This is a genomic window from Sutcliffiella sp. NC1, from assembly GCF_027594365.1.
GTDB classification, from domain to species: Bacteria; Bacillota; Bacilli; order Bacillales; family Bacillaceae_I; genus Sutcliffiella; species Sutcliffiella cohnii.
Genome location: NZ_CP115153.1, coordinates 3,146,394 through 3,172,584, shown reverse-complemented (window position 1 = coordinate 3,172,584; position 26,191 = coordinate 3,146,394). Strand labels below are relative to the sequence as shown.

General features: G+C 34.2%; 28 protein-coding genes. 25 read left to right on the top strand and 3 right to left on the bottom strand.

What is annotated here, in order from left to right:
• Nucleotides 1-163: 163 nt before the first annotated feature.
• Nucleotides 164-754 carry an ECF transporter S component gene (locus O1A01_RS16530; RefSeq protein WP_268874281.1) on the top strand — a complete coding sequence of 197 codons (591 nt, stop codon included), beginning with the start codon at nt 164-166 and terminating at the stop codon, nt 752-754.
• 228 nt (nt 755-982) lie between these two features.
• Here the strand turns inward: O1A01_RS16530 and O1A01_RS16525 are convergent, their stop codons facing one another.
• On the bottom strand, nt 983-1,231 hold the full coding sequence (locus tag O1A01_RS16525) for a ferredoxin (RefSeq protein WP_066418550.1): 249 nt from the start codon (nt 1,229-1,231) through the stop codon (nt 983-985).
• A 263-nt stretch (nt 1,232-1,494) separates the two neighbouring features.
• Here O1A01_RS16525 and O1A01_RS16520 point away from each other — a divergent pair, with 263 nt between their 5' ends.
• From O1A01_RS16520 to O1A01_RS16475, 10 genes are all read left to right on the top strand, one after another.
• Nucleotides 1,495-2,571 carry a YpbB family protein gene (locus tag O1A01_RS16520; RefSeq protein ID WP_270064505.1) on the top strand — a complete coding sequence of 359 codons (1,077 nt, stop codon included), beginning with the start codon at nt 1,495-1,497 and terminating at the stop codon, nt 2,569-2,571.
• Complete coding sequence (locus O1A01_RS16515; protein ID WP_270064504.1) at nt 2,540-4,066, top strand: RecQ family ATP-dependent DNA helicase; 1,527 nt, start codon at nt 2,540-2,542, stop codon at nt 4,064-4,066. The genes O1A01_RS16520 and O1A01_RS16515 overlap by 32 nt, the downstream gene beginning before the upstream one ends.
• Nucleotides 4,059-4,673: a CPBP family intramembrane glutamic endopeptidase gene (locus O1A01_RS16510; protein ID WP_270064503.1), complete on the top strand. Its 615-nt coding sequence runs from the start codon at nt 4,059-4,061 to the stop codon at nt 4,671-4,673. The genes O1A01_RS16515 and O1A01_RS16510 overlap by 8 nt, the downstream gene beginning before the upstream one ends.
• A complete protein-coding gene (locus O1A01_RS16505) occupies nt 4,666-5,313 on the top strand; it encodes a LysM peptidoglycan-binding domain-containing protein (protein ID WP_066418543.1) in 648 nt (215 codons plus the stop codon). Before O1A01_RS16510 ends, O1A01_RS16505 begins: the two co-directional genes overlap by 8 nt.
• A 636-nt stretch (nt 5,314-5,949) precedes the next feature.
• A complete protein-coding gene (locus tag O1A01_RS16500; protein ID WP_066420211.1) occupies nt 5,950-6,405 on the top strand; it encodes a DUF2663 family protein in 456 nt (151 codons plus the stop codon).
• A 55-nt stretch (nt 6,406-6,460) separates the two neighbouring features.
• A complete protein-coding gene (locus tag O1A01_RS16495) occupies nt 6,461-6,847 on the top strand; it encodes a hypothetical protein (protein ID WP_066420209.1) in 387 nt (128 codons plus the stop codon).
• The gene (locus O1A01_RS16490) at nt 6,848-7,630 is read left to right on the top strand and encodes a metallophosphoesterase (protein WP_305791248.1); all 783 of its coding nucleotides are present in this window, start codon (nt 6,848-6,850) and stop codon (nt 7,628-7,630) included.
• 267 nt (nt 7,631-7,897) lie between these two features.
• Nucleotides 7,898-8,485: a genetic competence negative regulator gene (locus O1A01_RS16485; protein WP_066420207.1), complete on the top strand. Its 588-nt coding sequence runs from the start codon at nt 7,898-7,900 to the stop codon at nt 8,483-8,485.
• Between the two features lie 323 nt (nt 8,486-8,808).
• A complete protein-coding gene (locus tag O1A01_RS16480) occupies nt 8,809-10,089 on the top strand; it encodes a Glu/Leu/Phe/Val family dehydrogenase (protein ID WP_066420206.1) in 1,281 nt (426 codons plus the stop codon).
• A gap of 143 nt (nt 10,090-10,232) precedes the next feature.
• Nucleotides 10,233-11,204, top strand: coding sequence for a YpdA family putative bacillithiol disulfide reductase (locus O1A01_RS16475; protein ID WP_066420204.1), 972 nt, complete (start codon nt 10,233-10,235; stop codon nt 11,202-11,204).
• Between the two features lie 39 nt (nt 11,205-11,243).
• On the opposite strand, the gene O1A01_RS16470 is transcribed toward O1A01_RS16475, so the two are convergent.
• Nucleotides 11,244-12,212 (bottom strand): asparaginase, encoded by a 969-nt coding sequence (locus O1A01_RS16470; protein ID WP_270064502.1) that lies wholly within the window; start codon nt 12,210-12,212, stop codon nt 11,244-11,246.
• Between the two features lie 109 nt (nt 12,213-12,321).
• Between O1A01_RS16470 and prsW the strand changes: the two genes are divergently transcribed.
• From prsW to fni, 9 genes are all read left to right on the top strand, one after another.
• Nucleotides 12,322-12,975: a glutamic-type intramembrane protease PrsW gene (prsW, locus tag O1A01_RS16465; protein WP_066420200.1), complete on the top strand. Its 654-nt coding sequence runs from the start codon at nt 12,322-12,324 to the stop codon at nt 12,973-12,975.
• Between the two features lie 220 nt (nt 12,976-13,195).
• Entirely contained in the window at nt 13,196-14,272 is a 1,077-nt protein-coding gene (gene sleB, locus O1A01_RS16460; protein ID WP_443081789.1) for a spore cortex-lytic enzyme, read from the top strand.
• A 16-nt stretch (nt 14,273-14,288) separates the two neighbouring features.
• Nucleotides 14,289-15,629 (top strand): germination protein YpeB, encoded by a 1,341-nt coding sequence (gene ypeB / locus O1A01_RS16455; RefSeq protein ID WP_066420197.1) that lies wholly within the window; start codon nt 14,289-14,291, stop codon nt 15,627-15,629.
• Nucleotides 15,630-15,864: 235 nt separating this feature from the next.
• Nucleotides 15,865-16,530, top strand: coding sequence for a flagellar brake protein (locus O1A01_RS16450; RefSeq protein WP_270064501.1), 666 nt, complete (start codon nt 15,865-15,867; stop codon nt 16,528-16,530).
• A gap of 50 nt (nt 16,531-16,580) precedes the next feature.
• Nucleotides 16,581-16,778 carry a YpfB family protein gene (locus O1A01_RS16445; RefSeq protein ID WP_066420195.1) on the top strand — a complete coding sequence of 66 codons (198 nt, stop codon included), beginning with the start codon at nt 16,581-16,583 and terminating at the stop codon, nt 16,776-16,778.
• Nucleotides 16,779-16,866: 88 nt separating this feature from the next.
• Nucleotides 16,867-17,544 (top strand): (d)CMP kinase, encoded by a 678-nt coding sequence (gene cmk, locus O1A01_RS16440; RefSeq protein WP_066420194.1) that lies wholly within the window; start codon nt 16,867-16,869, stop codon nt 17,542-17,544.
• A 1-nt stretch (nt 17,545) separates the two neighbouring features.
• Entirely contained in the window at nt 17,546-18,133 is a 588-nt protein-coding gene (locus O1A01_RS16435) for a lysophospholipid acyltransferase family protein (RefSeq protein ID WP_066420192.1), read from the top strand.
• A 264-nt stretch (nt 18,134-18,397) separates the two neighbouring features.
• On the top strand, nt 18,398-19,540 hold the full coding sequence (gene rpsA / locus O1A01_RS16430; protein ID WP_270064500.1) for a 30S ribosomal protein S1: 1,143 nt from the start codon (nt 18,398-18,400) through the stop codon (nt 19,538-19,540).
• Nucleotides 19,541-19,698: 158 nt separating this feature from the next.
• The gene (gene fni / locus O1A01_RS16425; protein WP_270064499.1) at nt 19,699-20,745 is read left to right on the top strand and encodes a type 2 isopentenyl-diphosphate Delta-isomerase; all 1,047 of its coding nucleotides are present in this window, start codon (nt 19,699-19,701) and stop codon (nt 20,743-20,745) included.
• 102 nt (nt 20,746-20,847) lie between these two features.
• On the opposite strand, the gene O1A01_RS16420 is transcribed toward fni, so the two are convergent.
• Entirely contained in the window at nt 20,848-20,982 is a 135-nt protein-coding gene (locus O1A01_RS16420) for a YpzI family protein (RefSeq protein WP_270064498.1), read from the bottom strand.
• 205 nt (nt 20,983-21,187) lie between these two features.
• Here O1A01_RS16420 and O1A01_RS16415 point away from each other — a divergent pair, with 205 nt between their 5' ends.
• From O1A01_RS16415 to O1A01_RS16395, 5 genes are all read left to right on the top strand, one after another.
• Nucleotides 21,188-21,787, top strand: a complete 600-nt coding sequence (locus O1A01_RS16415; RefSeq protein WP_066420186.1) for a YphA family membrane protein — start codon at nt 21,188-21,190, stop codon at nt 21,785-21,787.
• A complete protein-coding gene (locus O1A01_RS16410; protein ID WP_066420185.1) occupies nt 21,784-22,677 on the top strand; it encodes a YIEGIA family protein in 894 nt (297 codons plus the stop codon). The genes O1A01_RS16415 and O1A01_RS16410 overlap by 4 nt, the downstream gene beginning before the upstream one ends.
• The gene (locus O1A01_RS16405; RefSeq protein WP_066420184.1) at nt 22,668-22,853 is read left to right on the top strand and encodes a capping complex subunit for YIEGIA; all 186 of its coding nucleotides are present in this window, start codon (nt 22,668-22,670) and stop codon (nt 22,851-22,853) included. The genes O1A01_RS16410 and O1A01_RS16405 overlap by 10 nt, the downstream gene beginning before the upstream one ends.
• 267 nt (nt 22,854-23,120) lie before the next feature.
• Nucleotides 23,121-24,431, top strand: coding sequence for a ribosome biogenesis GTPase Der (gene der, locus O1A01_RS16400; protein WP_066420182.1), 1,311 nt, complete (start codon nt 23,121-23,123; stop codon nt 24,429-24,431).
• Between the two features lie 12 nt (nt 24,432-24,443).
• Nucleotides 24,444-25,484 (top strand): NAD(P)H-dependent glycerol-3-phosphate dehydrogenase, encoded by a 1,041-nt coding sequence (locus O1A01_RS16395; RefSeq protein WP_066420181.1) that lies wholly within the window; start codon nt 24,444-24,446, stop codon nt 25,482-25,484.
• The last annotated feature ends 707 nt before the right edge of the window (nt 25,485-26,191 follow it).

The following is a 26,191-nucleotide window of genomic DNA, read 5'->3' as shown; positions in this document are numbered from 1 at the left end:
GTGCAAAAAGAAATGCTTGTACGTCTATTTGAGTTCGTCTCCCATTTATTTTCACAATAAATGGGTTTTTATTTTGGAGAAAAAATGGAATGTAAATGATACTCAGGTGCTTTGAACTTCCTTTTCAATCGAGATGGGTCTTGATGAGAGGGAGAGAAACAACGTGAAGAGAGAAAAATCAGTAAAGAAGTTTGTCTTAATTGGAATGTTAAGTGGAATTGCTTACGTGTTAATGTTTTTAAGTTTTCCGATTCCACCGCTACCAGCATATTTGTCTGTAGATTTTAGTGATATTCCGGCTATAATTGCTTCATTTATTTTCGGCCCAGTTGCCGGTATTACTGTTATTGCAATAAAAAATCTTTTAAACTATTTAGCGCAAGGAAGTATGACGGGTATTCCAATTGGACAATTCGCTAATTTTACTGCAGGAGTATTATTTGTGTTACCGACATATTTTGTATTTAATAAGGTACGGTCAATGAAAGGGTTGGCGGTAGGACTTGTAGCTGGAACATTCTCAATGGCTGTTTTTATGAGTATTCTAAACTACTTTGTCTTTTTACCTGCATACACTATTTTTATGGGGTGGCCAGCTGAACCTTCCTCCATTGTTATCCAATCAATTGTATATGGAGTACTGCCATTTAACATTATTAAAGGCATACTAGTAGGAGTTATTTTTGCTTTACTATATAAAAAATTATCTCACTGGCTAACGAAAGAGATGTATGTTAAACCTGTTTCATCTTAAGAAATGCAGGATTGACCAATAATTCAATAAATCATAAAACAGTGGGAAAACGAATCGTTTCTCCACTGTTTTGTTTGTATTCTTTTCATAAACCACAATCTAATCTATACTCATAGAAAATTTTACACTTACTACTAATTGAATTTTTAAATCATTATAAGGGTAGGGAACAAAAAAGTCCTAAAAGTCAGTTTCTACTGACTTTTAGGACATTCCCGTTTACTTATACTATTCAAATTTTAACGCGTCACCATCAAATGGCTCATCAGCAATTTTAATAGAATCAGTAGGACAACCTTCAAATGCGTCCATCATATCTTCTTCCAATACTTCTGGAATTTCAACAATTCCTTGGTTATCGTCTAATGTTACGAATGCAATGCCTTCATCGTCGTAATCATAAATGTCTGGAGCAGCAGCGCCACAAGCACCACATGCGATACAAGTTTCTTTGTCTACAATTGTGTATTTTGCCATGAAAAATAAACCTCCCAAAGTTTTCACTGTATAATGGATCCAAATAATATTTGGAAACGTATTCTCATAAACATTGTAAAACTCTTTTATAAACTTTTCAATAGAAAAGTATTGAGAATGCTTATCAAATAAGGGTTTTTGCTAATTAATACCGGTACAACCATACAACTACGTCCAAAAAAGATTATTTTTTTGATAGAATGGTGTTATAGGAAATGAAATTATAATCCGACTTATTGGATAAAGGTGTTGAAATTTTCAATATGAATACTTTTTTATTTGTTATTTTATATTGTATCCATCGTTTTCATGGAGAAAGATCTATCTCTGCTATATATCATTTACTAAAAGGAAAAAAATCTTCCCAAACAATTCAAGATGCCAAACTATATACTTTGTATCCGTTATTTGGTATTTTTCCAACAATTGCAAGAGAAGATCTTCAAGAAGCAGTTAACTATCTCCTATATCATAATTTTATTAATCAAAGTGAAGAACGTTACAGTGTTACGGAAAAAGGTGTGAACATTTTAAATGAGTGGATAAAAGCCAATCCGCTACCACATTCTTTAAACGGCTGGGAATATCGTGATAAATGGATGATCTTTTGGAAGCGATATACGCTAATTACACAAACGATATCAAATTTAATTCGCGGGAACGGAAATTTTATTCCTATTCAATATGATTTTGAAATTCAATTATTTGTAAAACAATTTTTAAAAATGTGGAGTAAGGAAGAATTAGCTCAAAAACTAAAAGTTGAAACAGAATTAATATTAAAAAATCAACCACAATTACAAGCTAATTTATTTGTTATACAATTATCGGGTTATAGTACTGCAGGAAATACAATTCAACAAGCAGCTAGAAAGTGGAATATAGACTCAATTTGGGCTTCAATCCTTTTTCAAGCTTGTATACATTCTATTTTACATACACTAAAGGCTGAACCAAGTAAATTTCCTGTGCTATCAAGTATATGTAACGATCTTATTTCACCAATGACACAATTAACAAAAACTACACAAACAACGATGCAACTTATTCAAAAAAATTATACAATTGAAGAAATCGCGGTAATACGAAATTTAAAAGAGAGTACTATTGAAGATCATATCGTTGAAATTACAATGAATTTCCCAGAATTCTCGATCGCTCCGTTTATAAACGAAGAACAAGTGAGGGAAATACAAGAAAAAATGTATCATCTACGTACAAAGCAACTTAAGAAGATAAAAGAAGCGATTAACAAAGATGATATTTCATATTTCCAAATAAGATTGGTTTTAAGCAGAATGGGTGATAATGTTGAACTTACTAGAACTAGTAAAAGATAAAGTTGGATACGCTAACTTTCGTCCAGGTCAAGAAGCAATAATAAAGGACGTGGTCTCAGAAAACGATGTTCTTGCACTGCTACCTACTGGTGGTGGAAAATCTTTATGCTATCAACTACCTGGTTTTATTTTGGACGGTACTATTATAATCGTTTCTCCACTATTAAGCCTTATGGAAGATCAAGTTCAACAAATGAGATCAAATGGTCTCAAGGATGTAATTGCAATTAATTCATTTTTAACTTTTCAAGAAAGAGAAAGGTTATTAAAGCATTCTTTAAATGTTAAGTATATTTTTATTTCTCCAGAAATGCTACAATCCACGTTATGGCAAAAAAAATTACTTCAATTAAAAATTGCTCTTTTTGTAGTAGATGAGGCTCATTGTGTGTCGCAATGGGGTCATGATTTTCGAACAGATTATTTAAAGCTTGGGTTAATCCGTGAGCAATTAGGCAGTCCACCTTGTTTAGCTCTTACTGCAACCGCTACGGAGGAAGTAATAAAAGATATAAAACATATACTACAGTTACAAAACCCAAAGGAACATATATATTCAGTTGATCGCCCTAACATAGCTATTCAAGTAGAAGCGTGCGAAAATGAATCTCATAAAGATAGTCAATTGTTAAACTATTGTCAAACTTTACAAGGGCCAGGCATCATTTATTTTTCGAGTAGAACAAAAGCGGAAGAAATGGCATTATTTCTTCAAGAAAATGGTATTGATGGTGTAGAGTTTTATCATGCTGGCATCCCACAAGAACAAAGAATATTAATTCAGCAACAATTTTTGTTAGGAAACATATCGATAATATGTAGTACGAGTGCTTTTGGGATGGGAGTGAATAAGCAAAATATTCGTTTTGTTATCCATTATCATATACCAACACAAATGGAATCGTATGTTCAGGAGATTGGTAGAGCCGGAAGGGATGGTGAAAAAAGTATTGCAATTCTTCTTCATACGGAAGAAGATCAATACTTGCCGCAATTAATCATTCAAAATGAACTACCTGATGAGGCGACTGTACAATTTGTTTTGAAGCAAATCTTTACATTATGGGGAAGCATTTCAACATTAACGAAAGACATGGAAACATTTTTTGTAGAAGAAATGAATATTAAAGAAGTTTATTGGCGCTTTCTTGCTTATCATATTACAAGTTTTATTGAAGTGGAAGGAACAATCGGTAAAGATAATGGACTAAAACTTCTTGAAAGCTTGAAAAAAAAGATTGACGGAAGAAACATTTTAAAACAAAATAAACTAAATTATTTCTTATCCTGGATTCGACAAATAGAGTGTAGAAGAAAAGCATTACTCGAATATTTTCAAGATAGCTCACATTTTGCTGCTACTCCATGCTGTGATATTTGTGGAATAAACATTACCGATTATAAGATTCAAGAAAAGGAAAAGAGTGAAAAACAAACTTTTAATTGGCGTGATAGACTAACGTACTTATTTGAAAAGGAAACTCAAAATGAATAACAAACAAGCTGAATTAGTTAAACAAATGACAGACAAAGAGCTAATCAAACATTTATACTTTTCGCAATTTCTTTTTCTATTGATAGGAATTGTTTTAGCATTTTTCTTATTTGACGGATGGAGTGATTTTTTATCCATTTGGATAATAAATATATATGACATCTTTGTTATTGGTTCTATTATAGGGATAGCCGTTGTTTTCATTGATCTTTTTTTGATGAAGTATGTACCGAAGAGCTTATTTGACGATGGTGGCATAAATGAAAAAATGTTCCAACGGAGAAGTGTACCACACATTATTTTGTTAACGTTTATAATTGCAGTGGCAGAAGAATTTTTGTTTAGGGGTGTCATTCAAACACATTTTGGATTATTGTTTGCTAGTATTTTATTTGCGCTCTTACATGTTCGGTATTTAAAAGTTTGGTTGTTGTTAGTTTCTGTCGTAGTTTTAAGTTTTTTACTTGGATATGTGTATGAAATAACAGGAAGCCTTTTCGTTACGATTTGGGCCCATTTTATTATCGATTTATTACTGGCGTTAAAAATTCGAAGCGATTATATAAAGAATAAATTAAATAATAATGGGGGTGGTTCTAATGGATAAGAAAAAGGAAACGAAGGATCAAGCTTCAGAGTTACGAGATAAGGCAAAAATAAAAAAGGCATATCCACCTCGAAGTAAGGTTCATGCTGATAAGAAGAAAAAAACAAAATGGAAAATACATTATCCTATCGTCAGATTAGTTTTTATTTCATTTTTATTAATACCAATTGTAATACTTGCGGTTACACAGCAACAAAAAGGGAATTCCATCCTTTCTAAAATACTTCCAACGGAAAATCGAATGGCAGAACAAATTCAAATTAGTAAGCCAACGAGCCAACCTTCACAAGAAGATAAAAAGGATGAAGAAAAGGATGAGGAAGTTGTTATAGTAGATAAACAGACTGATAGTTCGATAAGCAATCCGAAAGACAGTGGAAACAACTCGAATAATAATACGAAAGATCCGAAATCTGAAGCAGAGCCGAAAAAAGAAGAAAAGGTTATTGACCGACAAAAAATTGAAGACAATGTAGAAATTAAATATCACACTGTTGAAAAAGAAGAAACTTTATATCGTATTTCGATGAAATATTATAACGGCAGACATGGAGAAAAAATTATCCGAGATTATAATGGACTAATTAATAACGATATAAAAGAAGGCCAAGTGTTAAAAATACCAATTAAAAAAGAGTAGGTACTAAAATAGGTGGGACGTTCCCACCTATTTTTTGTGCTTCGTTTAGGAAATTATAAAAGTGGAAAGCTGTGGATAACTACTAACTTTGTGTTGCTACGTCTAGCTCCGGCGGCTTGGCCCTCGAGACATAAGTCAGTCACTTCCGGTGGACAAAGAGCGTCCACCTGCAGCGCCGCACCTTTCTTGTCGGGCCAGAACGAGCCGCCTCCGCTTTTGTGTCTAGCTCCGGCGCTTAGGCCCTATCAAACTTCCCTTATCCGAAGTACGATAAGTCAACACCGGCTCCTCCGTCGCCGTGTTTCCTATATCACAACCGTAACAGTCCAGTTTGTACGGGCCTGAACGAAGCGCCTGCGCTTTTGTTCTTTTAATCTTGTTTTCAGAGGAGACATCCATGCGAGTGAATTTTGCAAAAAAGTGAAAATGAAAAATAGACTTCTGTTTTGAACAGGATTAAGATTCTGCATTTCAATATTTAGAACAGAAGTAAGTGAAACGGACTAACTATAAAACGCATAATCTCAATCAATGTTTAAAGAAATGCCATTACTGAAATTCGGTATTGTTATCATAAAAATTGGACAGGCGAATAAATTTTAAGTAGAGGAATAATGAAAGAAAGTAGGTAATAATATGGAGCCTGTTATTCAAAATTTAAATGATTATACAGATAAAGCAACAAAACAAACATTACAACTATTAGTGGACAAAAAGCGAAAATTTGAGAAGTTTAAAAAAAGAGAATTGATGTGGCGAAGTGCTACATTATTGAGTGTTGGACTATTTATAGTATATATTTATTATTTTGTTATAAGCGGCGTTAGTAGCTACTCCATTGCTTTTTCTTATTTCTTTGATAGAGAAATTCATTTTTATATTGTCATGTTTATCGGTTTTCAAATTGGGATGGTGAAATATTTATTATATAAAAAGGACAAGGCCGAAAAAGAATATCAAGATCTACGAAAAGAAACGGTAAAAAGAAGTGATGATTACTGGAAGCAGAAAGAAGAATGGAAAAGCCGTCACGAAGTATTTGAAATGATGAAGAAAGAGTTTGATATAAATTTATATCATGAATCAAAATGAAGTAATCATCGCCTACCTAATCAATACATATAGTGGAAGGTAGGGGTGATATACTTTGTTGAAAAAAAATAGTGTAAAGCTTATAATTGCAACAATATGTGGTTACATTTACATAGGGGCAGTACCGCGAAATGATGAACTAACAGAAATTTTAACACAGTTTATATTTAGCCCTTCCAAACTGTTAACAATCTTACTATGCTTTTTAATTAGTTTCACTTTTTATGCAAATATCATATTCGAAATAGTTAATAAGTTACCATTTTTAGGAATAAAAAACAGAAAGTTAGACCTTTTATTATTTCGGATTATAAGTATATTATGTATTGTATTTTTGTTTATTATTGGATTTTGGGAAACAGTATTTATTGTCTGTTTTACTTACTTTTATTTTTATTTAATGGTAAAAGATAGTAGAAAACGTGCCGGAGGAGAAGTGTAATTGTATTTTTGGATAATCGGAATTCTAATATGTTTAATGATTGTAGGTATAGTTTTACTAGTATATATGTATAGATTAGCACATGAAAATAACGTAATATTCAATAGCTTTTCCTTTGTAAATTATCCTTCTTCGTTTCGTCCGCTCCAACTGTTTTTTATTTCAGATATACATAAGAGAGTGATAGATGATAAATTAATTGTGCAAGTAAAAGCTCCTGTTGATGCGGTAATTATAGGTGGAGATTTATTAGAAAAAGGAGTTCCATTTTCAAGGGTGGAGGAAAATGTGAAAAATCTACAAAAAATTGGTCCTGTATACTTCGTTTGGGGAAATAATGATTACGAAGTAGACTACCATTATTTAGATTCGTTACTACTCTCACTTAATGTAAAGATTTTAGATAATACAGCAATAAATTTTGAATCAGAAAACGGTGAAATAATATCAATATTAGGTGTCGATGATCTCTCTCAAGAACGAGATCGACTTAATGTAGCATTAAAGGAAGCTGAAAAAAATTCATTCAAGCTATTAATAGCCCACGAACCGCCGATTGTGTCAAAATTCACAACGAAAGAAAATATTTCTTTAGTGTTAGCAGGCCATACACATGGTGGGCAAATTAGGTTGTTTGGTTACGGGCCATATGAATTAGGTAAAGTTCACCATTTGGAGCACACTACATTACTCGTAAGTAACGGTTACGGAACAACAGGAGTACCGTTAAGGCTGGGAGCAAAATCAGAAACACATCTAATAACAATTAAAGGCACGGATTAGAAAAGGGGCATATGTCTCTTTTTTTGTTATATAAAAACAGAAATCCAAACTTTTTATGAAGAGGAACACACTAACTACACATTATCAATAGAAGAACCCAACCATACTAATCCATTTAAATAACAACTACTTATTACCAGGAAAAGAAATGACTATCTAGCCAAACGGAGTGTACCTTGTACAATTTATTTGAAACTAGAACCAACATAGCGGTTATTTCATAAACTGTAGAAAGCACGGCATTGTGGATGTTGGGAGGAGTCATTCATGCGGCTGGAACGAATTAACCAAAACAAAATTAAGATATTCCTCACTTTAGACGATCTAACCGATCGAGGTTTAACTAAAGAGGATATGAGGCATGATACGCATAAAGTTCATCAGCTGTTTAGAGATATGATCGATGAGGCAAGTGAAGAATTAGGGTTTCATGTTAGCGGATCGTTAGCAGTTGAAGTTTATTCATTACAGGCTCAAGGGATGGTAATAATCGTTACAGCTAATGAAGAAATGGAAGATGAAGAATTTAATGACGACTATATTGAAATGCAAGTAACTGTTGATGAAACTATCGAGATACTATATGAATTCCAAACAGTGGAAGATATAATTCAACTAGCTAAACGAATATATCCCCTAAAAATAGTTGATGGTGCTTTTTATAATTATAATAATCTCTATTATTTATTGTTGAATCAAGAGCATGTAAGTCATGTTGATATGGATACAGTGATAGCAGTACTTTCTGAATACGGAGAACCGTCAATGATTACTATTCATCGTATTCAAGAGTACGGAAAAGAAATAATGGGTAGTAATGCCTTAAGCCAACTAAATAAATATTTTCATACTTAACAGCTTCCTCTCTAGAGAAAGCTGTTTTTACATAAAAGGTGGATACTTTTACAAATTTATATACCTTTACGTTAAAGAAAATCATTTTTCAAATCATACTTTTATTATAATTAGATTTATGCCAATTATTAAAAAATAACGATAAAAATAAGTTTTATTATTAAGGGAAATATAATAAAAAGGAGCCTTTTTGTAAAGGCTTACAATTTTAAAGAAAATGTTATCTTCTATCTTGCATAAAAAATTAGAAGGTGTATACTATGTCATGAAAGCACTACAAATATAATAATTACTTTAAAGGGAACAATCTAGGAGGTTTACTAATGGTGGCCGAAAATAGCAGCGAAAAAACAGAAAAACAAGATACGAAGCTTGATGTTTTAAAATCTACACAAGTTGTGATACATAAAGCTTTAGAAAAATTGGGATATCCTGAGGAAGTTTATGAACTTTTAAAAGAACCTTTACGTATGATCACAGTTAAAATACCTGTTCGTATGGATGACGGATCTGTGAAAATTTTCACCGGGTATCGTGCTCAACATAATGACGCTGTTGGTCCGACAAAAGGTGGAATTCGCTTCCACCCGAACGTTACTGAAAAAGAAGTAAAAGCTTTATCAATTTGGATGAGTTTAAAATGTGGAATCGTTGATTTACCTTATGGTGGGGGTAAAGGTGGTATTATTTGTGACCCTCGTGAAATGTCTTTTCGTGAATTAGAAAGATTAAGTCGTGGATATGTTCGAGCAATTAGCCAAGTAGTAGGTCCAACAAAAGATATCCCTGCACCAGACGTATTTACAAATTCTCAAATTATGGCTTGGATGATGGATGAATATAGCCGTATTGATGAATTTAACTCACCAGGATTTATTACTGGGAAACCGTTAGTACTTGGTGGCTCTCACGGTCGTGAATCTGCAACTGCTAAAGGTGTAACGATTTGTATTCGCGAAGCTGCGAAAAAACGTGGTATCAATTTAGAAGGAGCGCGTGTTGTAGTTCAAGGCTTTGGGAATGCGGGTAGCTTCTTATCGAAATTCATGCACGATGCAGGTGCTAAAGTTATTGGTATTTCTGATGCATACGGTGCCCTACATGATCCGAACGGTTTAGATATCGACTATTTATTAGATCGTCGTGACAGCTTTGGAACTGTAACGAAGTTGTTTAATAATACCATTACAAATAAAGAATTGCTAGAATTAGATTGTGATATTTTAGTACCAGCAGCAATTGAAAATCAAATCACGGAAGAAAATGCTCATAATATTCGTGCTAAAATTGTAGTAGAAGCTGCTAATGGTCCTACAACGAATGAAGCAACTCAAATACTAACTGATCGTGGCATTCTATTAGTTCCAGACGTATTAGCTAGTGCAGGCGGTGTAACCGTTTCCTATTTTGAATGGGTACAGAATAACCAAGGTTACTATTGGTCAGAAGAAGAAGTCGAGGAAAAGTTAGAAAAAGTAATGGTAAAATCATTTAATGCAGTATACGATACAGCGCAAAATCGACGTGTTGATATGAGGCTTTCAGCGTACATGGTTGGAGCAAGAAAAATGGCAGAGGCATCAAGATTCAGAGGATGGATATAAAAAATTTGCATACAAAAAGAACATCCCCTATCATGATTGGTAGGGGTTTTTTATGCATTAAGTAAAATACTGTAGCTTCAAAGCGAAAAGTTGTATAAAAAGGGAAGGTATATAAAAAGTCCCTTATGTTAGGAGTGAGAAGTTTGAATAAAGAAATGGTGATTATAATCGGGGGAGGTCCGTGTGGTTTAGCAGCCGCCATTGCTCTGCAAAAAGAGGGGATTCAACCGTTAGTAATTGAAAAAGGTAATATTGTGAATGCAATCTACAACTATCCTACACACCAAACCTTTTTCAGCACTAGTGAAAAATTAGAAATTGGCGATGTAGCCTTTATTACAGAAAATAGAAAACCAGTTCGAAATCAGGCACTTACTTACTATCGAGAAGTGGTAAGGCGAAAAGATATTCGAGTTCATCCTTTTGAACGTGTACTTACTGTGAAAAAAGTCTCTTCACAAACGTTTCAAGTAGAAACAACGAAAGGACTATACGAAAGTAAATATGTAATTATAGCTACTGGTTATTATGACAATCCAAACCTTTTAAATATAGAAGGTGAAGAGCTTGAAAAAGTATCTCATTATTTTAAAGAAGCGCATCCTTATTTTGACCGAGATGTTGTTGTTATTGGTGGGAAAAACTCAAGTGTTGACGCTAGTTTAGAACTAGTTAAAGCTGGGGCTAGGGTTACTGTTATTTATAGAGGTAGTGAATATTCTCCGAGCGTAAAACCGTGGATACTTCCAGAGTTTGATTCACTAGTTAAGAATGGTACAATTTCTATGAAATTTAACTCGCATGTAGTGAAAATAACGGAAACGGAAGTTGTATATGAAGGTGAAAAAGGTGAAAGAGCTACAATTAAAAATGACTTTGTTTTTGCAATGATAGGTTATCATCCTGACCATAGCTTTCTAACGAAAATGGGTGTTCAAATTGAGGAGGAAACTGGAAGACCTCATTTCAATGTACATACGATGGAAACGAATGTTCAAGGAATATTTATTGCTGGTGTAATTGCTGCTGGAAATAATGCGAATGAGATATTTATTGAAAATGGTAGATTTCACGGTGATATGATTGCAAAACATATTGCAAGTGAAGAGAGGTAGACAAGGGAACAGTTAACTGTTCCCTTTTTAAGTTAATACTTATTTTAAAAATGATTCTTGTAAATATACTGGTTCGTTCGTAGTTTGTAGGGCAACTAATAATTTTAAACGTGCTTTTTGGCCATTTAGTCCGTTAGAGAATATGACTCCAAGTTCTTTTAACTGCTTTCCGCCTCCATCATATCCGTACGTATCTTGAACAATGCCGTTAAAACATCTTGAGACTAATACGATTGGTATCTTTTCTTTTAACAATTCTTTAATACCTTCCAATGTGGCTGGTGGCATGTTACCTTGTCCTAGTGCTTCGATTACTAAACCATCAACGTTCTTAAAGGCATTAAAAACGGATGAGTCCATACCTGAATATGCTTTTAACAAAGTAACGTTTTTATTTACAGAATCGATTTCGTATTTATCACTTCTAATTGGTCGATGATGAAAAGCGATTCCTCTTTTCGTTACAATACCAACGGGACCATACTGAGGACTTTGAAAAGTAGCGATATTACTTGTATGGGTTTTCGTAGCATTTTTAGCAGTATGAATTTCATCATTTAATACAACTAAAACTCCCATCCCTTTTGCTTCAGCAGAGGATGCAACTCTAATAGATGAAAGTAAATTATATGGACCATCAGAGCCAATCTCGTTACTGGACCTCATAGCTCCAGTTAATACAATAGGTATGTCCGATTTTACTGTTAAATCAAGAAAAAAAGCTGTTTCTTCTAGCGTATCCGTTCCGTGCGTAATAACAACCCCATCAATTTGCTCTTCCTGAACTTGCTCGTCTATGTACTTTGAGAGTTGTAGCATATGCGAAGGTGTAATATGTGGTGAAGGCAAATGAAATAATTCACTCTCTTTAATTGTTATATTTTCATCTTGGATAACTGGAAATGCTAATAAAGGGTTTGTTGAAGTAGGTGTCACTGTACCAGTTATTTCGTCCTCTTGCATTGAAATTGTTCCACCAGTGTGTATTAATAATATTTTCTTCTGCATTGAACTCACCTTATGTCATAATATTTTTTTAAAAAAGAATTTTTAACTGTTTTCATACATACAATAACATGTTACGATTAAAAAAAATAGATAAAAATGAGGCAGTTATATGATCGCAATCATTTCGGCTGGTTTTGCTCCAGGGATAGCCTTATTAACATATTTTTATTTAAAAGACCGATTTCAAACGGAACCTATAAGTAATGTTATTAAACTTTTCTTCGTTGGGGCAATTTTAGTTTTTCCACTTATGTTCATCCAATATGTTATTTCCATCGAAATAGAAATCACATCCTCGATAATACAAGCCTTTTTCGTAACAGCAATGTTAGAAGAATTTTTTAAGTGGTTCTTTATTATTTACATCATTTATCATCACATCCATTTTGACGAACATTATGACGGTATAATATATGGTATGGCATTATCCCTTGGGTTTGCAACTGCAGAAAATATTCTATATTTATTAGCAAATGGTATTGAATTTGCTTTAGGTCGAGCGCTTCTACCGGTATCAAGTCATGCACTATTTGGGATTATTATGGGGTATTACTTAGGTTGTGCAAAATTCGCGATAGAAAAGAAAAGAACCATCGTTTATCTTGCTCTTGCTTTGTTTATTCCAATCGTACTACATGGTCTTTATGATTATATATTAATGTCAGGGAAGCAGTGGGGTTTTTACATGCTACCATTTATGATATTTTTATGGTGGCTTGGGCTTAAAAAAGTAAGAGTTGCAAGAAAAAGTTATACTATTTGACACTTCTATTAACAAGAAGTGTTTTTATTTTGTCCTTTTTTATAAACATAAAAGTAAACCATATAAAATGCCATTTAAACAAATAGACACTAATACTTTTACTATGTTTCAAGCAATTTCAAAAAAAGGATAATTTATAAAAACTGTACATCAATGTATAAAATACCAACTTCTACAAAAAATACTTTTAACTTATTGTTTATAGAAGAAAAAGGAGGAAATGAAAGTGAAACGTATAGCAATATTTTCATGCCTGTTCCTTTTCGGTTTAAGTTTCATTTCGTTTAACGCTAGTGAGGTTGAAGCGTTTTCTGAACAAATCATTCAGAGGGGAGCGAGAGGAGACGATGTAATCGAATTACAAGCTCGTCTTCAATATAACGGCTTTTATCACGGAACAATTGATGGAGTTTATGGGTGGTCAACGTATTGGTCAGTTAAAAACTTTCAACAAGAATTTGGTTTAGATGATGTAGATGGTTTAGTAGGGCCGAAAACAAAGGAAATGCTCACTCGTGCTACAAAGTATCATAAAGATTGGGTACATGAACAATTACGTACCGGTAAAAGGTTTACACACTACGGAGGAATGGCTTTAGATAAACAAGTAGATCCGACAGCAGAAGAAATTGAACAAGCTAAAAGAAGCGCCCAAGCACAGTGGCAAAAAGATAAGCCACAAACTACACAAGAACAAGCACCGGAAGGACAGCAACAACAACAGCAAGAGCAACAACAGCAACAACAGCAACAACAGCAACAACAGCAACAACAGCAACAACAGCAACAACAGCAACAACAGCAACAACAGCAACAACAGCAACAACAGCAACAACAGCAACAACAGCAGCAACAGCAGCAACAGCAACAACCTGAACAAGAGCAAGAACCTGAAACACCAACAGAAGAAACTCCAATGGCTACTAACATGCCAGGCGGTTTTTCCGAAAATGATATTCAATTAATGGCAAATGCAGTATATGGTGAAGCAAGAGGAGAGCCTTATGAAGGACAAATAGCTGTTGCGGCAGTTATTTTAAACCGACTTAACAGTCCAACATTTCCTAATACAGTATCTGGTGTTATTTTTGAACCATTAGCTTTTACAGCAGTTGCAGATGGACAAATTTGGTTAACACCTAACGAAACAGCCAGAAGAGCAGTGCTTGATGCGATAAATGGTATGGACCCTTCTGAAGGAGCAACGTATTATTTTAACCCAGATACAGCTACAAGTGGTTGGATTTGGGGACGTCCGCAAATTAAGAGAATCGGAAAACATGTTTTCTGTAACTAAAGAGGGTGGTGTCTAAATGTTACGACTAGTAATAATAGCTGTATTGGCTATTGCAGTAGTTGGTACTGGATATTGGGGTTATCAAGAGCATCAAGATAAAAATGCTGTATTAATTAACGCAGAGAATAACTATCAAAGAGCTTTCCATGATTTAGTGTACCATGTCGATTTATTACACGATAAAATTGGCACAACGTTAGCTATGAGTTCTCGAGATCAATTATCTCCTTCTTTAGCAGAAGTGTGGAGAATAAGTTCTGAAGCGCAAAATGATGTAGGTCAATTACCGTTAGCGTTATTACCTTTTAATAAAACAGAAGAATTTCTTCATCAAATTGGTGATTATAGTTATGAGGTAGCCGTTAGAGATTTAAATGATAGTCCTTTATCAAGTGACGAATATGATACTTTAGAAAAACTATATACGAGAGCAGCTGAAATACAGTCGGAGCTCCGTAAAGTGCAAAATATGGTTATCAACAACAATTTGCGCTGGATGGACGTAGAGCTCGCGTTATCTGCACAAAATCAACCGCATGACAATACTATTATTAATGGTTTTAAAACAGTAGAACAAAATGTTTCAAGTTATGAAGAAGCGGAATTTGGACCTACCTTTACTTCTATGAAGCAAACAGAAGATAGTTATCAGTACCTAGAAGGAGAAACGATAACGGAAGAAGAAGCAAAGGAAGTAGCAAGAGAGTTTCTAAGTTTAAATGGGAATGAACAAATAAAAGTAACAGAGAATGGTGAAGGATCTAATGTCGGATTTTATAGTTTAACCATCATTGATGAGACAGAAAAGGATACGTACATTGATATAACGAAAAAAGGCGGATATCCTATATACGTTATTCAAAATAGGGAAATTCCGTCGGCAAATATTAGTTTAAAAGAAGCTTCAGATAAAGCGGAACAGTTTTTAGAAGAGCACGATTTTAATGGATTTACACTCTATGAAAGTGCAGAATATGATAATACTGGAGCATTTACTTTCGTAAACGAAGTAGAAGGAGTAAAAATTTATCCAGATGCTATTCGTATGAAAGTGAGTTTAGATGATGGAAGTATTGTTGGATTTTCAGCTAAGGACTATTTAATGTCACATCGTACAAGAGATATTCCAGATGCGAGTATCAGCAAGGAAGAAGCAAGACAACAAATAAACGAAAGAGTTAATATTATGGAAGATGGTCTGGCGATCATAACTAGTGATTTAGGCGAAGAAGTACTTTGCTATGAATTTTATGGAACGATTAATAATGACACGTATCAAATTTTTATTAATGCTGATAATGGAAGAGAAGAAAGTGTTGTAAAAATGAAAAATGCTGAACAAGCATACGATATGTAAACTGTTGGGGGGGCCTACTAGCCTCCCTTTTATATTTTTTCGACTCTTATCAAGATAGAAATTTTTTTAACAATGGAGAGATGCTATTTTTTGTACAGAGGTATACATGTATCTGTTATTCTAACTGCTACTTATTGTTGATTATACTACTTGCATAATTTGGTATATGCGTGTTTAATTATAATTATAGGAAAAACGAACTATATAATGAGGTTGCTCTGTTTACTGGGAAGGAATGATGATCTTAATGTTTAAAGAGGGAATGGTGCTAACTTTAACTGTTAAAAAAGATAGGGAAATAGATGAACATAGATGCAAAATTCAAATAGTTAAAGCGGAAGAACTTCTTGTAGATTACCCTATACATATGAAAACTGGAAAAACAGCTTTTTTACTGAACGGAACAAAAATGGAAGTTTCCTATGTTGCGGAAGATGGAAACGTTTATGAATTTCCATCCACTGTTGTAGGTAGAGTGAAACAAAATATTCCATTAATTAAAATAACGCGCCCTGAAGTTCAAATATTTAAAAAAATTCAACGTCGAGAATATGTTAGAATTGAGAATAGTGTAGATGTAGCGATACATCCACAGCAATTAGCACCGTTTGTAGCTACAACACATGATATAAGTGCCGGGGGCTGCTCAATTAATATTCCTCTTGGGAAAAAGTTACTAGGAGATTCCAACATTACAATATGGTTTACCTTTACGATGAATTCTGGAGAAATCATTCATTTGAAAATAGAAGGAACTGTAATAAGAGTGTTTGATGGTGTTGATGAGAAAAGGAAAAGAGCTTCTATTCAATTTTTAAATATGAAAGAGTCTGATAGAGATATTATAATTAAGTATTGCTTTGAACAACAAATTAATAGTAAAAGAAAATCACTTTATTAGAATATTTTTTCCATTTTCACTCATACTACCATTGTAGAGGGGTGAAAAAATTGGAAAAGGTAGAGTCCATTTTTATTAAACTTGCTATTATTCAATTTTTATTTTTAATCATATCTCAAGCATTTATTTTATATACAGATGTAGCTCCATATATGACGAAGGTTGTACAGTATGAAGGTGTATATAACAATGAGTTAATGGAGGCATTAGAAACATTCGACCAAATGGACTTAATTATGTTAAAATGACTTTTAAGGCAGGGAAACCTGCCTTTTCGCATGTCTTTTAATATTAAATTTTACATACTAATGATGTTCAACTCAGGAGGTATAAATGATGAAGAAAACAATATCGATTGCCATTGATGGTCCAGCAGCAGCAGGTAAAAGTACAGTTGCAAAAATTGTTGCAGATAGGCTTGGGTATATTTACATTGATACAGGGGCAATGTATCGCGCTATAACATTTGAAGCAATACGTAGAGGGGTAGAGCTGAATTCTCATTCAGCGCTTGAAGATGTACTAAAAACAGTGAAGGTTGACTTAAGATTAGCTGAAGATAACACACAACATGTGTTTATAAATGATGAAGATATTACAGAACCAATACGTACACATGAAGTTACAAATTCTGTTTCAATCGTTGCAAAGCATAAAAACGTCCGGGAAGCCATGGTAGCTCGTCAACAGAGTATGGCGGCTAACGGAGGAGTAGTGATGGATGGCAGAGATATTGGTACCCACGTTTTACCGAATGCCGAAGTAAAAGTCTTCTTACTAGCGTCTGTAGAAGAGCGAGCAATTAGAAGACATAATGAAAATATAAAAAAGGGTTTTGACTCTAATTTGGAGAATTTAAAAGAAGAGATTGCGAAAAGAGATAAACTAGACTCTGAAAGAGAAATAGCACCACTAAAAAAAGCTGAAGATGCAATTGAAATTGATACAACCTCTTTAACAATTGTGGAAGTGGTTGAAAAAATAATGAATCTTGTTACAGAAAGGGCGCTTTAATATGGGAACAGCTTTTTATTCATTTGCTAGAGGTTTAGTAGCAACTGTTTTTACTCCATTATATCGGGTAAAAGTTGTTGGGAAAGAAAACATTCCAAAGGAAGGTGGAGTTCTAATTTGCTCAAACCACATACATAATTTTGATCCTCCAATAGTTGGAATATCTTGCCCAAGGCCAATAAGATTTATGGCAAAAGAAGAAATTTTTCGAGTACCGGTATTCGGTAAAGTTATTAAAAATTTAAATGCATTTCCTGTTAAACGCGGGATGAGTGATCGGGAAGCGTTACGGACAGGCTTAAAAGTACTAAAAGACGGGGAAGTACTTGGTCTTTTTCCTGAAGGTACACGCAGTAAAACAGGAAAATTAGGAAAAGGGTTAGCTGGGGCAGGCTTTTTCGCTTTGCGAACTGATGCGGCAGTAGTACCTTGTGCCATCGTAGGTGAATACAAACCTTTTAAACAAATAAAAGTCTTTTATGGAAAACCGTTAAAAATGGATGAGTTGAGAAAAAATAAAGTTTCTGCAGAAGAAACTACAGATTTTATAATGAATGAAATTAGTCAACTTATAGAGAAAAATTTATAAAGAGCAAACCTTAACACTTGACAAAATAGTTAATTTATTAGAATTTAGTAGAAGAGAGAGAAAATTTTTAAAGTATGTTTTTGTAAAAAAATAACATTAATATTGTGAATGTGTTACATTCAGAAGCATTTATTAATATGCATTTAAAAAAATGTTATAGTAAGTAATATAGAAAGACTTACTTTAAAATGACATTCGTTGTAATGGTAAGTTATCATTACATACATATGAAAGCATGGAGTGTGTATTAAGGAGGGCATTGGAATGGCAGAAGACATGAATCAAGTAGAAGTAAAAGCTTTAGAGGTTGGAGAAAAAGTTGCAGGTGTTGTAACAAAAGTTGAGGAAAAACAGGTTTTAGTAAGTGTAGAAGGTAGTAAATTAGATGGAATTATCCCGATTAGTGAACTTTCTAGCCTTCATGTAGAAAAAGCATCAGATGTTGTAAACGAAGGTGATGGGTTACAACTTGTTGTGACGAAAGTAGAAGACGAACTATTAGTTCTTTCTAAAAAAGCTGTAGACTCTGAAAAAGCATGGGCTGACTTACAACAAAAGTTTGAAACAGGTGAAGTTTTTGAAGCCGAAGTAAAAGATGTTGTTAAAGGTGGACTTGTAGTTGATATTGGTGTTAGAGGATTTGTTCCTGCATCACTAGTAGAAAACTTCTTTGTAGAAGACTTTTCAGAATATAACGGAAGAACATTAACTTTTAAAGTTGTAGAGTTAGATAAAGAAAAAAATAGAGTCATTTTATCTCATCGTGCTGTAGTTGAGGAAGAACAGAAAAATAAAAAAGCAGAACTATTAAATTCTATCGTAGTTGGTGAAACGTTAGAAGGTACAGTTCAACGTATTACTGATTTTGGGGCTTTCGTTGATTTAGGAGGAATGGATGGTTTAGTTCATATTTCTCAACTATCACATGATCACGTCGAGAAAACATCCGATGTTGTATCAGAAGGTCAAAAAGTAACGGTTAAAGTTCTATCAGTGGATAAGGACAATGAGCGAATTTCACTTTCCATTAAAGAAACATTACCAGGACCTTGGAGTCGTGTTGCCCAAGAATTATCAAAAGGCTCCATTACGGAAGGTGTTGTAAAACGTCTAGTTTCATTTGGTGCGTTTGTAGAAGTACTTCCTGGAGTGGAAGGTTTAGTTCATATTTCTCAAATATCTAATAAACATATTGGTACGCCGCATGAAGTATTATCTGAAGGTGACACAGTAAAAGTAAAAGTTTTAGATATTAATACAGATGAACAACGAATTTCCTTAAGTATTCGTGAATTAGAAGCTCCTCCAGTTGAGGAAGATTATTCACAATATCAATCATCAGAAGAGTCATCAGGTTTCCAATTAAGCGAAATGATTGGTGACCAATTAAATAAACTTAAAAAATAAAAATAAACGGGGCAGTGATTTTTACTGTCCCGTTTTTAGCTTTTTCATAATATATATCTATCAATCTCAATTTAACTTGTTTAGTTCTAGAACTATTGTTTAATAATCAGTGAATAAAGTTGTAAGAGTGGAAATTTATATACTAGGGGAGGGGTATTGTGAGTAGAGCTGAAAGGAAAGCGGATCATATTCGTCATGCACTAGTAACTGGTCAAATGAGAGAACATGGCTTTGAAGATGTTATGTTCGTTCATCAAAGTTTACCGAATACGAGTATTAAAAACATCAATTTAGAGACTAATATTGGAACTATGAACGTAAAAACACCTATGTTTATTAATGCGATGACGGGTGGTGGTGGCGATAAAACTTACGCTATTAATAAACAGTTAGCGTCAGTAGCTAACGAATGTGGTTTGCCTATAGCGTTAGGTTCTCAAATGTCGGCAATAAAAGATCAGTCTGAAGTGAATACATATAAAGTTGTTCGTGAAGTAAATCGTAACGGTATAATCTTTGCGAATTTAGGTAGTGAAGCAACAAGTGAACAAGCATTACGTGCAGTTGATATGGTTGGAGCAAATGCTTTGCAAATTCATTTAAATGTTATTCAGGAACTAGTGATGCCTGAAGGTGATCGAAATTTCATCAATGCAATTAAAAGAATTGAAGAAATAGTAAAAGTGTTACAAGTTCCTGTTATTGTAAAAGAAACAGGATTCGGAATAAGTAAAGAAGCGGCCACTCTTTTAAAGGAAGTAGGAGTATCTATAATTGATGTAAGTGGGTTTGGAGGTACTAATTTTTCAAAAATTGAAAATGAAAGAAGACAACATCCAATGTCCTACTTTAATGATTGGGGTATTACAACTGCTGCAGCTATTGCAGAGGTAAAGCACGGAGCTCCTACTACTTCTATTATAAGTTCTGGGGGAATTCAATCTGCGATGGATATTGCAAAAAGTATTGCGCTCGGCGCTTCAGCTGTAGGTATGGCCGGGTTTCTATTAAGTGTTTTGATGAATGATGGAGAAGAGCAACTCTTGAATGAAATTAAATTAATACATGAAGACTTAACATATATAATGGTTGCCTTAGGTGCAGAGACGATTCCAGATCTCCAAAAAAGTAAAATAGTTATTAAAGGAAATACACACCATTGGTTAAATGAACGAGGAATTTCAACAAAAAAATATAGTAGTTAAAAGAGGTGGATATTATATAACCACCTCTTCTTATTTATTGGAAATAACTTTTAAAACAGTTATGACCCCGAGCTGAACAATCAGAAAAACGGAGTGTTTTGTTTAGACACGATTGTTTTTTCGTGATTGTTCAGGGCTTTCCATTCTGGTGGCCCCTGGATAGGTTAATGCTTGATCACGATCAGATTCTGTTTTTCGTGCTGCTTTAAGTTTTCTCTCTTGTCTGTCTTTACCCATACAAATCCCCTTTCTTCTTATATTTTTTACTAATCCCCCATATTATTTGAAAGCCGCTAAAAAAACATACAGAATTACACTTCCTCAATATAAGAAGTCGAACCAACAGTAACAACAATTTCAATCTAGGAAAGTCTTATTTTAATGACTAACTTTCCAGAAAAAGAGACATAATGTTAAAAGGGAAAGGAATGGAGGATTTCGTTTGGAAGGGCAATATTTTTATTTTGTTGGTTGGCTAAGTTGGGTTATTGTTACTTTCTTTTTCTCTGATAGAAAAAGGAGATTTCAATTATCTTGTATTGTGTTACTCGTGTTAAGTACCTCAACTATATATGCATCATTTTTAGGTTTTTCATGGAATGGAGCTTTTCTCATATTAGTAGTTGCTACGTTTGTATATTTAGTAGGTACATTAAAAAAGAGGTTATTGACTCATTATTTTTCAATTTCTACTGTGTCATTAGCATATGTTTGTTTCTCTATTTTTGAGATTTTTGATCCAGTTTGGGTTATATTTCCTCGTCACTGGATGTTAGGATTTATTTTGCTTTACATTTGTCTTATCGTTTTTAAAAAGAAAAATGAACGTTACGTATATTTACTTGCTGGTATCATACAAGGCGAAATTATAACAATTGTGTTGTTCCGTAAGATTTTTTCTTATTCTGTAATCGGTGACTATTTTTTTTGGGATATCGTTGCGGTTAGTATTGCTGGTTTATCCTTATGGTTGTTCTTCGAGCAATTAACAATTTATTTAGACACATTTATTCAAAAACATGTAAAGGAGAAACAAGGATGAATGAATATACGTACCCTATTGCTTTTGGAGTAATGATAGGGCTTGCTGCACGAATTTATATGTTGAAGACCGATTACCGGCAATACCCCACCTATTTGCACGGGAAAATTATACATTTATCATTAGCATTTATTGCTGCTGGATTAGGAACTATTGCAGTCCCTGCTATTATGGAGGAAGAATTTTCAGCCATTACGTTTTTAGCCCTTGCAGCATCTCAGTTCAGAGATGTGCGAAATATGGAGCGAAATACTTTAACAGAGTTAGACGAGTTTGAACTTGTTCCAAGAGGAAATACATATATTGAAGGGATAGCTATTGCGTTCGAAGGTAGGAACTATCTAGTAATGTTATCTAGTTTTTTGGCAACACTTACGTATTTAATTTGGAATGTATGGGTTGGAACAATTGTCGGAATTGCAGTTATACTAATTTCTCATCGTTTAATGACAGGTGGAAAGTTGAAAGACATTGTAGATATTGAATATGTAGAACCTCATTTCGATGGAGCGGGGCTATATGTAGATAACATTTATATCATGAATATCGGATTACCAGAAAGACAACAAGAAGTTTTACGATATGGAATGGGATTCGTCTTAAAGCCTAAAACCTTTGATGCTAGAATTACTTTAGCAAACTTAGGTCAACGACAAGCAATTCTCCATGACATGTCAACAGCTTTAGGTGTATATCGTGATTCGGGTACTCCTGCTCTAGTTCCGTTAGCAAAAAGAGACTTAGATGATGGAAGGGTAGGTATATTCGTTTTACCACAAGAACATGATGTAAATGTAGCGTTGTCTATTCTAGAAGAAGTGCCAACCCTTGAAAATGCGATAAGAATGCCAACGAAATATCGCAAGAAAAAGGTGAAAAAATGGATTTAGAAAAATATATATTAGCCGTAATTACAACTGATCCTACTAAAATAACCGGGGGACCACCCATTTTTACTTGCAAGACGAAAGAAGAAATGGAATTTGTAACCGCCAATCTTGAAGCTATTTTAGATGGAATTGCCCATGGACTAGGAGAAGATATGTACATAATTGTTAAGCATTGATAAAACATTGATGAATACAAAAAATAATGATAAGATATTCTAGTTAGACCCTTCTAGTATGAAGGGTTTTCTTTAGCTTATAGGAAGTATTAAATTACGAACTATATAATAATGTTACAGACTTACACAGTGTTTTTTTATTTTTTAAATGAAAAAGTACATTTTTTGTAACTAACTATTTATAATTAGGCAATTTTATTAATGAGACTAATAAAAATAGTAACTCTTTACATAATACATAAAGACAGGTAAGAAAGGATGAACGGTATGCAAAAACCAACAGTAGCAATCGTCGGAAGACCAAATGTTGGAAAGTCAACGATTTTTAACCGAGTAGTAGGAGAAAGAGTATCCATTGTAGAAGATATACCAGGAGTAACGAGAGACAGAATATACAGTTCGGGTGAATGGTTAAATAGTAACTTTCATATTATCGATACTGGTGGAATTGAAATTGGGGATGCTCCTTTCCTTGAAGAGATTCGCCAACAAGCGGAGATTGCAATTGATGAAGCCGACGTTATTATTTTCATGACAAATGGTAGAGAAGGCGTTACAGCAGCAGATGAGCAAGTTGCTAAAATTTTATATAAGTCTAAAAAACCTGTTGTTCTAGCTGTTAATAAAGTAGACAACCCTGAGATGAGAGATTCTATTTACGACTTTTATGCATTAGGATTCGGTGAGCCGTTCCCTATTTCGGGTTCCCACGGGTTAGGCTTAGGGGATATGTTAGATGAAGTAGTGAAACACTTCCCTGAAATGAATGAAGAAGATTATGATGAGGAAGTAATTAAATTTTCACTAATTGGCAGACCTAACGTCGGTAAATCCTCTTTAGTTAATGCAATTTTAGGGGAAGAAAGAGTAATTGTCAGTAATATTGCTGGAACAACTAGAGATGCGATTGATACGCCTTATAAAATAGGGGATCAAGAGTATGTCATTATTGATACTGCTGGGATGAGAAAAAAAGGAAAAGTTTATGAAACAACGGAAAAATATAGTGTACTACGTGCGTTAAGAGCGATAGAACGATCAGATGTTGTATTAGTAGTAATAAATGCTGAAGAAGGAATTATTGAGCAGGATAAGAAGATTGCTGGATATGCCCATGAAGCAGGCCGTGCTGTCGTAATTGTTGTAAATAAGTGGGATGCTGTAGAAAAAGATGAGAAAACAATGAAGGAGTTTGAACAAAAGATAAGAGTTCATTTCGCTTTCCTTGATTATGCTCCGATTGTATTTTTATCTGCAAAAACAAAAAAGAGAGTCCAAACATTATTACCAAAAATTAATTTAGCAAGTGAAAACCATTCATTACGCGTTGTTACGACTGTACTGAACGATGTCATTATGGATGCAGTTGCGATGAATCCGACCCCTACTGACAAAGGGACAAGGTTAAAAATTTATTATGCAACTCAAGTTGCGGTTAAACCACCTACATTCGTTATTTTTGTAAATGAACCTGAATTACTTCACTTTAGTTATGAGCGATTTTTAGAAAATCGTATTCGTGATGCATTTGGATTCGAAGGTACTCCAATAAAAATTATTGCAAGAGCTAGAAAATAATGGGGAGGGATGATGGTGAAGAAAGTTGCAGTTTTAGGAGCAGGAAGTTGGGGGACAGCTTTAGCGCTCGTATTAGCTGATAATGGACATAAAGTTATTTTATGGGGACATAAGCAAGAACAAGTAGATGCAATAAATAAAACTCATCAGAATGAAAAATATTTACCAGGTGTCCATTTACCAGTTAACATAACGGCTACAGCAGAATTGCAAACTGCTTTAGAGGAAATAGACTTTGTTGTATTAGCTGTGCCAACAAAAGCGATGAGAGATGTTTGTGGACAGTTAAGCAAATTCATGACAACACCTACAATTTTTGTTCATGTAAGTAAAGGGATTGAACCTGATACACATTTAAGAGTGTCAGAAGTAATAGAAGAGGAAATACCGCAATCATTAAGAAAAGCGGTAGTCGTTTTATCGGGACCTAGTCATGCAGAAGAAGTTAGCTTACGTCAACCTACGACAGTTACAGCTGCGTCTACTAACATGGAAGCAGCTGAACGTGTGCAAGATTTATTCATTAACAATAATTTTCGCGTATACACAAACAGTGACGTTGTAGGTGTAGAAATTGGTGGTTCGCTTAAAAACATTATTGCCCTAGCTGCTGGTATTACAGACGGTCTAGGTTATGGTGATAATGCCAAAGCAGCTCTAATAACAAGAGGTCTTGCTGAGATAGCACGTCTAGGTAGCTCCTTAGGGGCAAATCCACTTACGTTTTTAGGTTTAACGGGAATGGGCGATCTTATCGTTACGTGTACTAGCGTGCATAGTAGGAATTGGAGAGCGGGTAATATGCTCGGCAAAGGGAAAAGGCTTGAAGAAGTATTAGAAAGTATGGGCATGGTAGTAGAGGGTGTACGGACAACGAAAGCGGCCTATCAGTTGTCAAACAAATTAAATGTAAAGATGCCTTTAACAGATGCGTTGTACGGTGTTTTATTCCATGATGTGGATCCGAAAGTAGCTGTGGACGAGCTCATGAGTCGAGGGAAAACGGCTGAGCTAGATGATTTGTCTCAAATATTAGCTGGTGGGGAAAAATAGAAAACTAGTTATCGAAACAAACACCTTTTTTTCTAGTTTGCATAGTTTAGTAAGAAGGAGCTTTAACTATTACTTATGCAAACATCCCCTTCTAGGGCGAATATTGTTTTTCTTCGTCCCGTCAAATTTCTAGTTTGATTTGGCCCATTCTCTTTCATCCCATTATGGAACTTAACTAAAATAGTACAAATGTATATTTTTTATTTGTTGATTCTTTATTTACAGGGATATAGGCATATGGCCATGCATTAAGTTATATGTAGCATAAGATGTAAATGAGGTAAATCAATGGTTGAGCTGTGGGATTGGTTGTATTATTTAGTCAGTTACTGAAGTAAATTGCCCCATTTACTTCAGTTTTTTTTATTTTTAGGAACTTATATAAAATGAGATAGTTTGTGGGTAAATTTTAACATGTGTTGTTACGTCTAGCTAGCTACTTTTGAAAAGACCCTCCAGAGATAAGTCAGAGGTGGATAAAGAGCGTCCTTCGGCAGCACCTCCCTTATCGTTGTCGGGCCAGAGTGAGCCGCTAACGCTTTTGAGTCAAGCTTCGGTCGAAAAAAGCCTTGGCTCAAACTTCGCTTTAGAGTTAGTTCGTTTCTCTTTGTTTCAGGAACTTTTTATTATTGGTTATTTTTGGTGTATAATAAAATTTAGCTTATAAGAGAGATACACTATTTCAAAGTTTTGTAATTACAATTTAC

Excerpts from the sequence above, each read along its gene's own strand:
- O1A01_RS16525 (WP_066418550.1), bottom strand. The coding sequence starts at position 1,231 with ATGGCAAAATACACAATTGTAGACAAAGAAACTTGTATCGCATGTGGT.
- O1A01_RS16520 (WP_270064505.1), top strand. The coding sequence starts at position 1,495 with ATGAATACTTTTTTATTTGTTATTTTATATTGTATCCATCGTTTTCAT.
- O1A01_RS16515 (WP_270064504.1), top strand. The coding sequence starts at position 2,540 with ATGTTGAACTTACTAGAACTAGTAAAAGATAAAGTTGGATACGCTAAC.
- O1A01_RS16510 (WP_270064503.1), top strand. The coding sequence starts at position 4,059 with ATGAATAACAAACAAGCTGAATTAGTTAAACAAATGACAGACAAAGAG.
- O1A01_RS16505 (WP_066418543.1), top strand. The coding sequence starts at position 4,666 with ATGGATAAGAAAAAGGAAACGAAGGATCAAGCTTCAGAGTTACGAGAT.
- O1A01_RS16500 (WP_066420211.1), top strand. The coding sequence starts at position 5,950 with ATGGAGCCTGTTATTCAAAATTTAAATGATTATACAGATAAAGCAACA.
- O1A01_RS16485 (WP_066420207.1), top strand. The coding sequence starts at position 7,898 with ATGCGGCTGGAACGAATTAACCAAAACAAAATTAAGATATTCCTCACT.
- O1A01_RS16480 (WP_066420206.1), top strand. The coding sequence starts at position 8,809 with ATGGTGGCCGAAAATAGCAGCGAAAAAACAGAAAAACAAGATACGAAG.
- O1A01_RS16470 (WP_270064502.1), bottom strand. The coding sequence starts at position 12,212 with ATGCAGAAGAAAATATTATTAATACACACTGGTGGAACAATTTCAATG.
- prsW (WP_066420200.1), top strand. The coding sequence starts at position 12,322 with ATGATCGCAATCATTTCGGCTGGTTTTGCTCCAGGGATAGCCTTATTA.
- sleB (WP_443081789.1), top strand. The coding sequence starts at position 13,196 with ATGAAAGTGAAACGTATAGCAATATTTTCATGCCTGTTCCTTTTCGGT.
- ypeB (WP_066420197.1), top strand. The coding sequence starts at position 14,289 with ATGTTACGACTAGTAATAATAGCTGTATTGGCTATTGCAGTAGTTGGT.
- O1A01_RS16450 (WP_270064501.1), top strand. The coding sequence starts at position 15,865 with ATGATGATCTTAATGTTTAAAGAGGGAATGGTGCTAACTTTAACTGTT.
- cmk (WP_066420194.1), top strand. The coding sequence starts at position 16,867 with ATGAAGAAAACAATATCGATTGCCATTGATGGTCCAGCAGCAGCAGGT.
- O1A01_RS16435 (WP_066420192.1), top strand. The coding sequence starts at position 17,546 with ATGGGAACAGCTTTTTATTCATTTGCTAGAGGTTTAGTAGCAACTGTT.
- rpsA (WP_270064500.1), top strand. The coding sequence starts at position 18,398 with ATGGCAGAAGACATGAATCAAGTAGAAGTAAAAGCTTTAGAGGTTGGA.
- O1A01_RS16420 (WP_270064498.1), bottom strand. The coding sequence starts at position 20,982 with ATGGGTAAAGACAGACAAGAGAGAAAACTTAAAGCAGCACGAAAAACA.
- O1A01_RS16410 (WP_066420185.1), top strand. The coding sequence starts at position 21,784 with ATGAATGAATATACGTACCCTATTGCTTTTGGAGTAATGATAGGGCTT.
- O1A01_RS16405 (WP_066420184.1), top strand. The coding sequence starts at position 22,668 with ATGGATTTAGAAAAATATATATTAGCCGTAATTACAACTGATCCTACT.
- der (WP_066420182.1), top strand. The coding sequence starts at position 23,121 with ATGCAAAAACCAACAGTAGCAATCGTCGGAAGACCAAATGTTGGAAAG.
- O1A01_RS16395 (WP_066420181.1), top strand. The coding sequence starts at position 24,444 with ATGGTGAAGAAAGTTGCAGTTTTAGGAGCAGGAAGTTGGGGGACAGCT.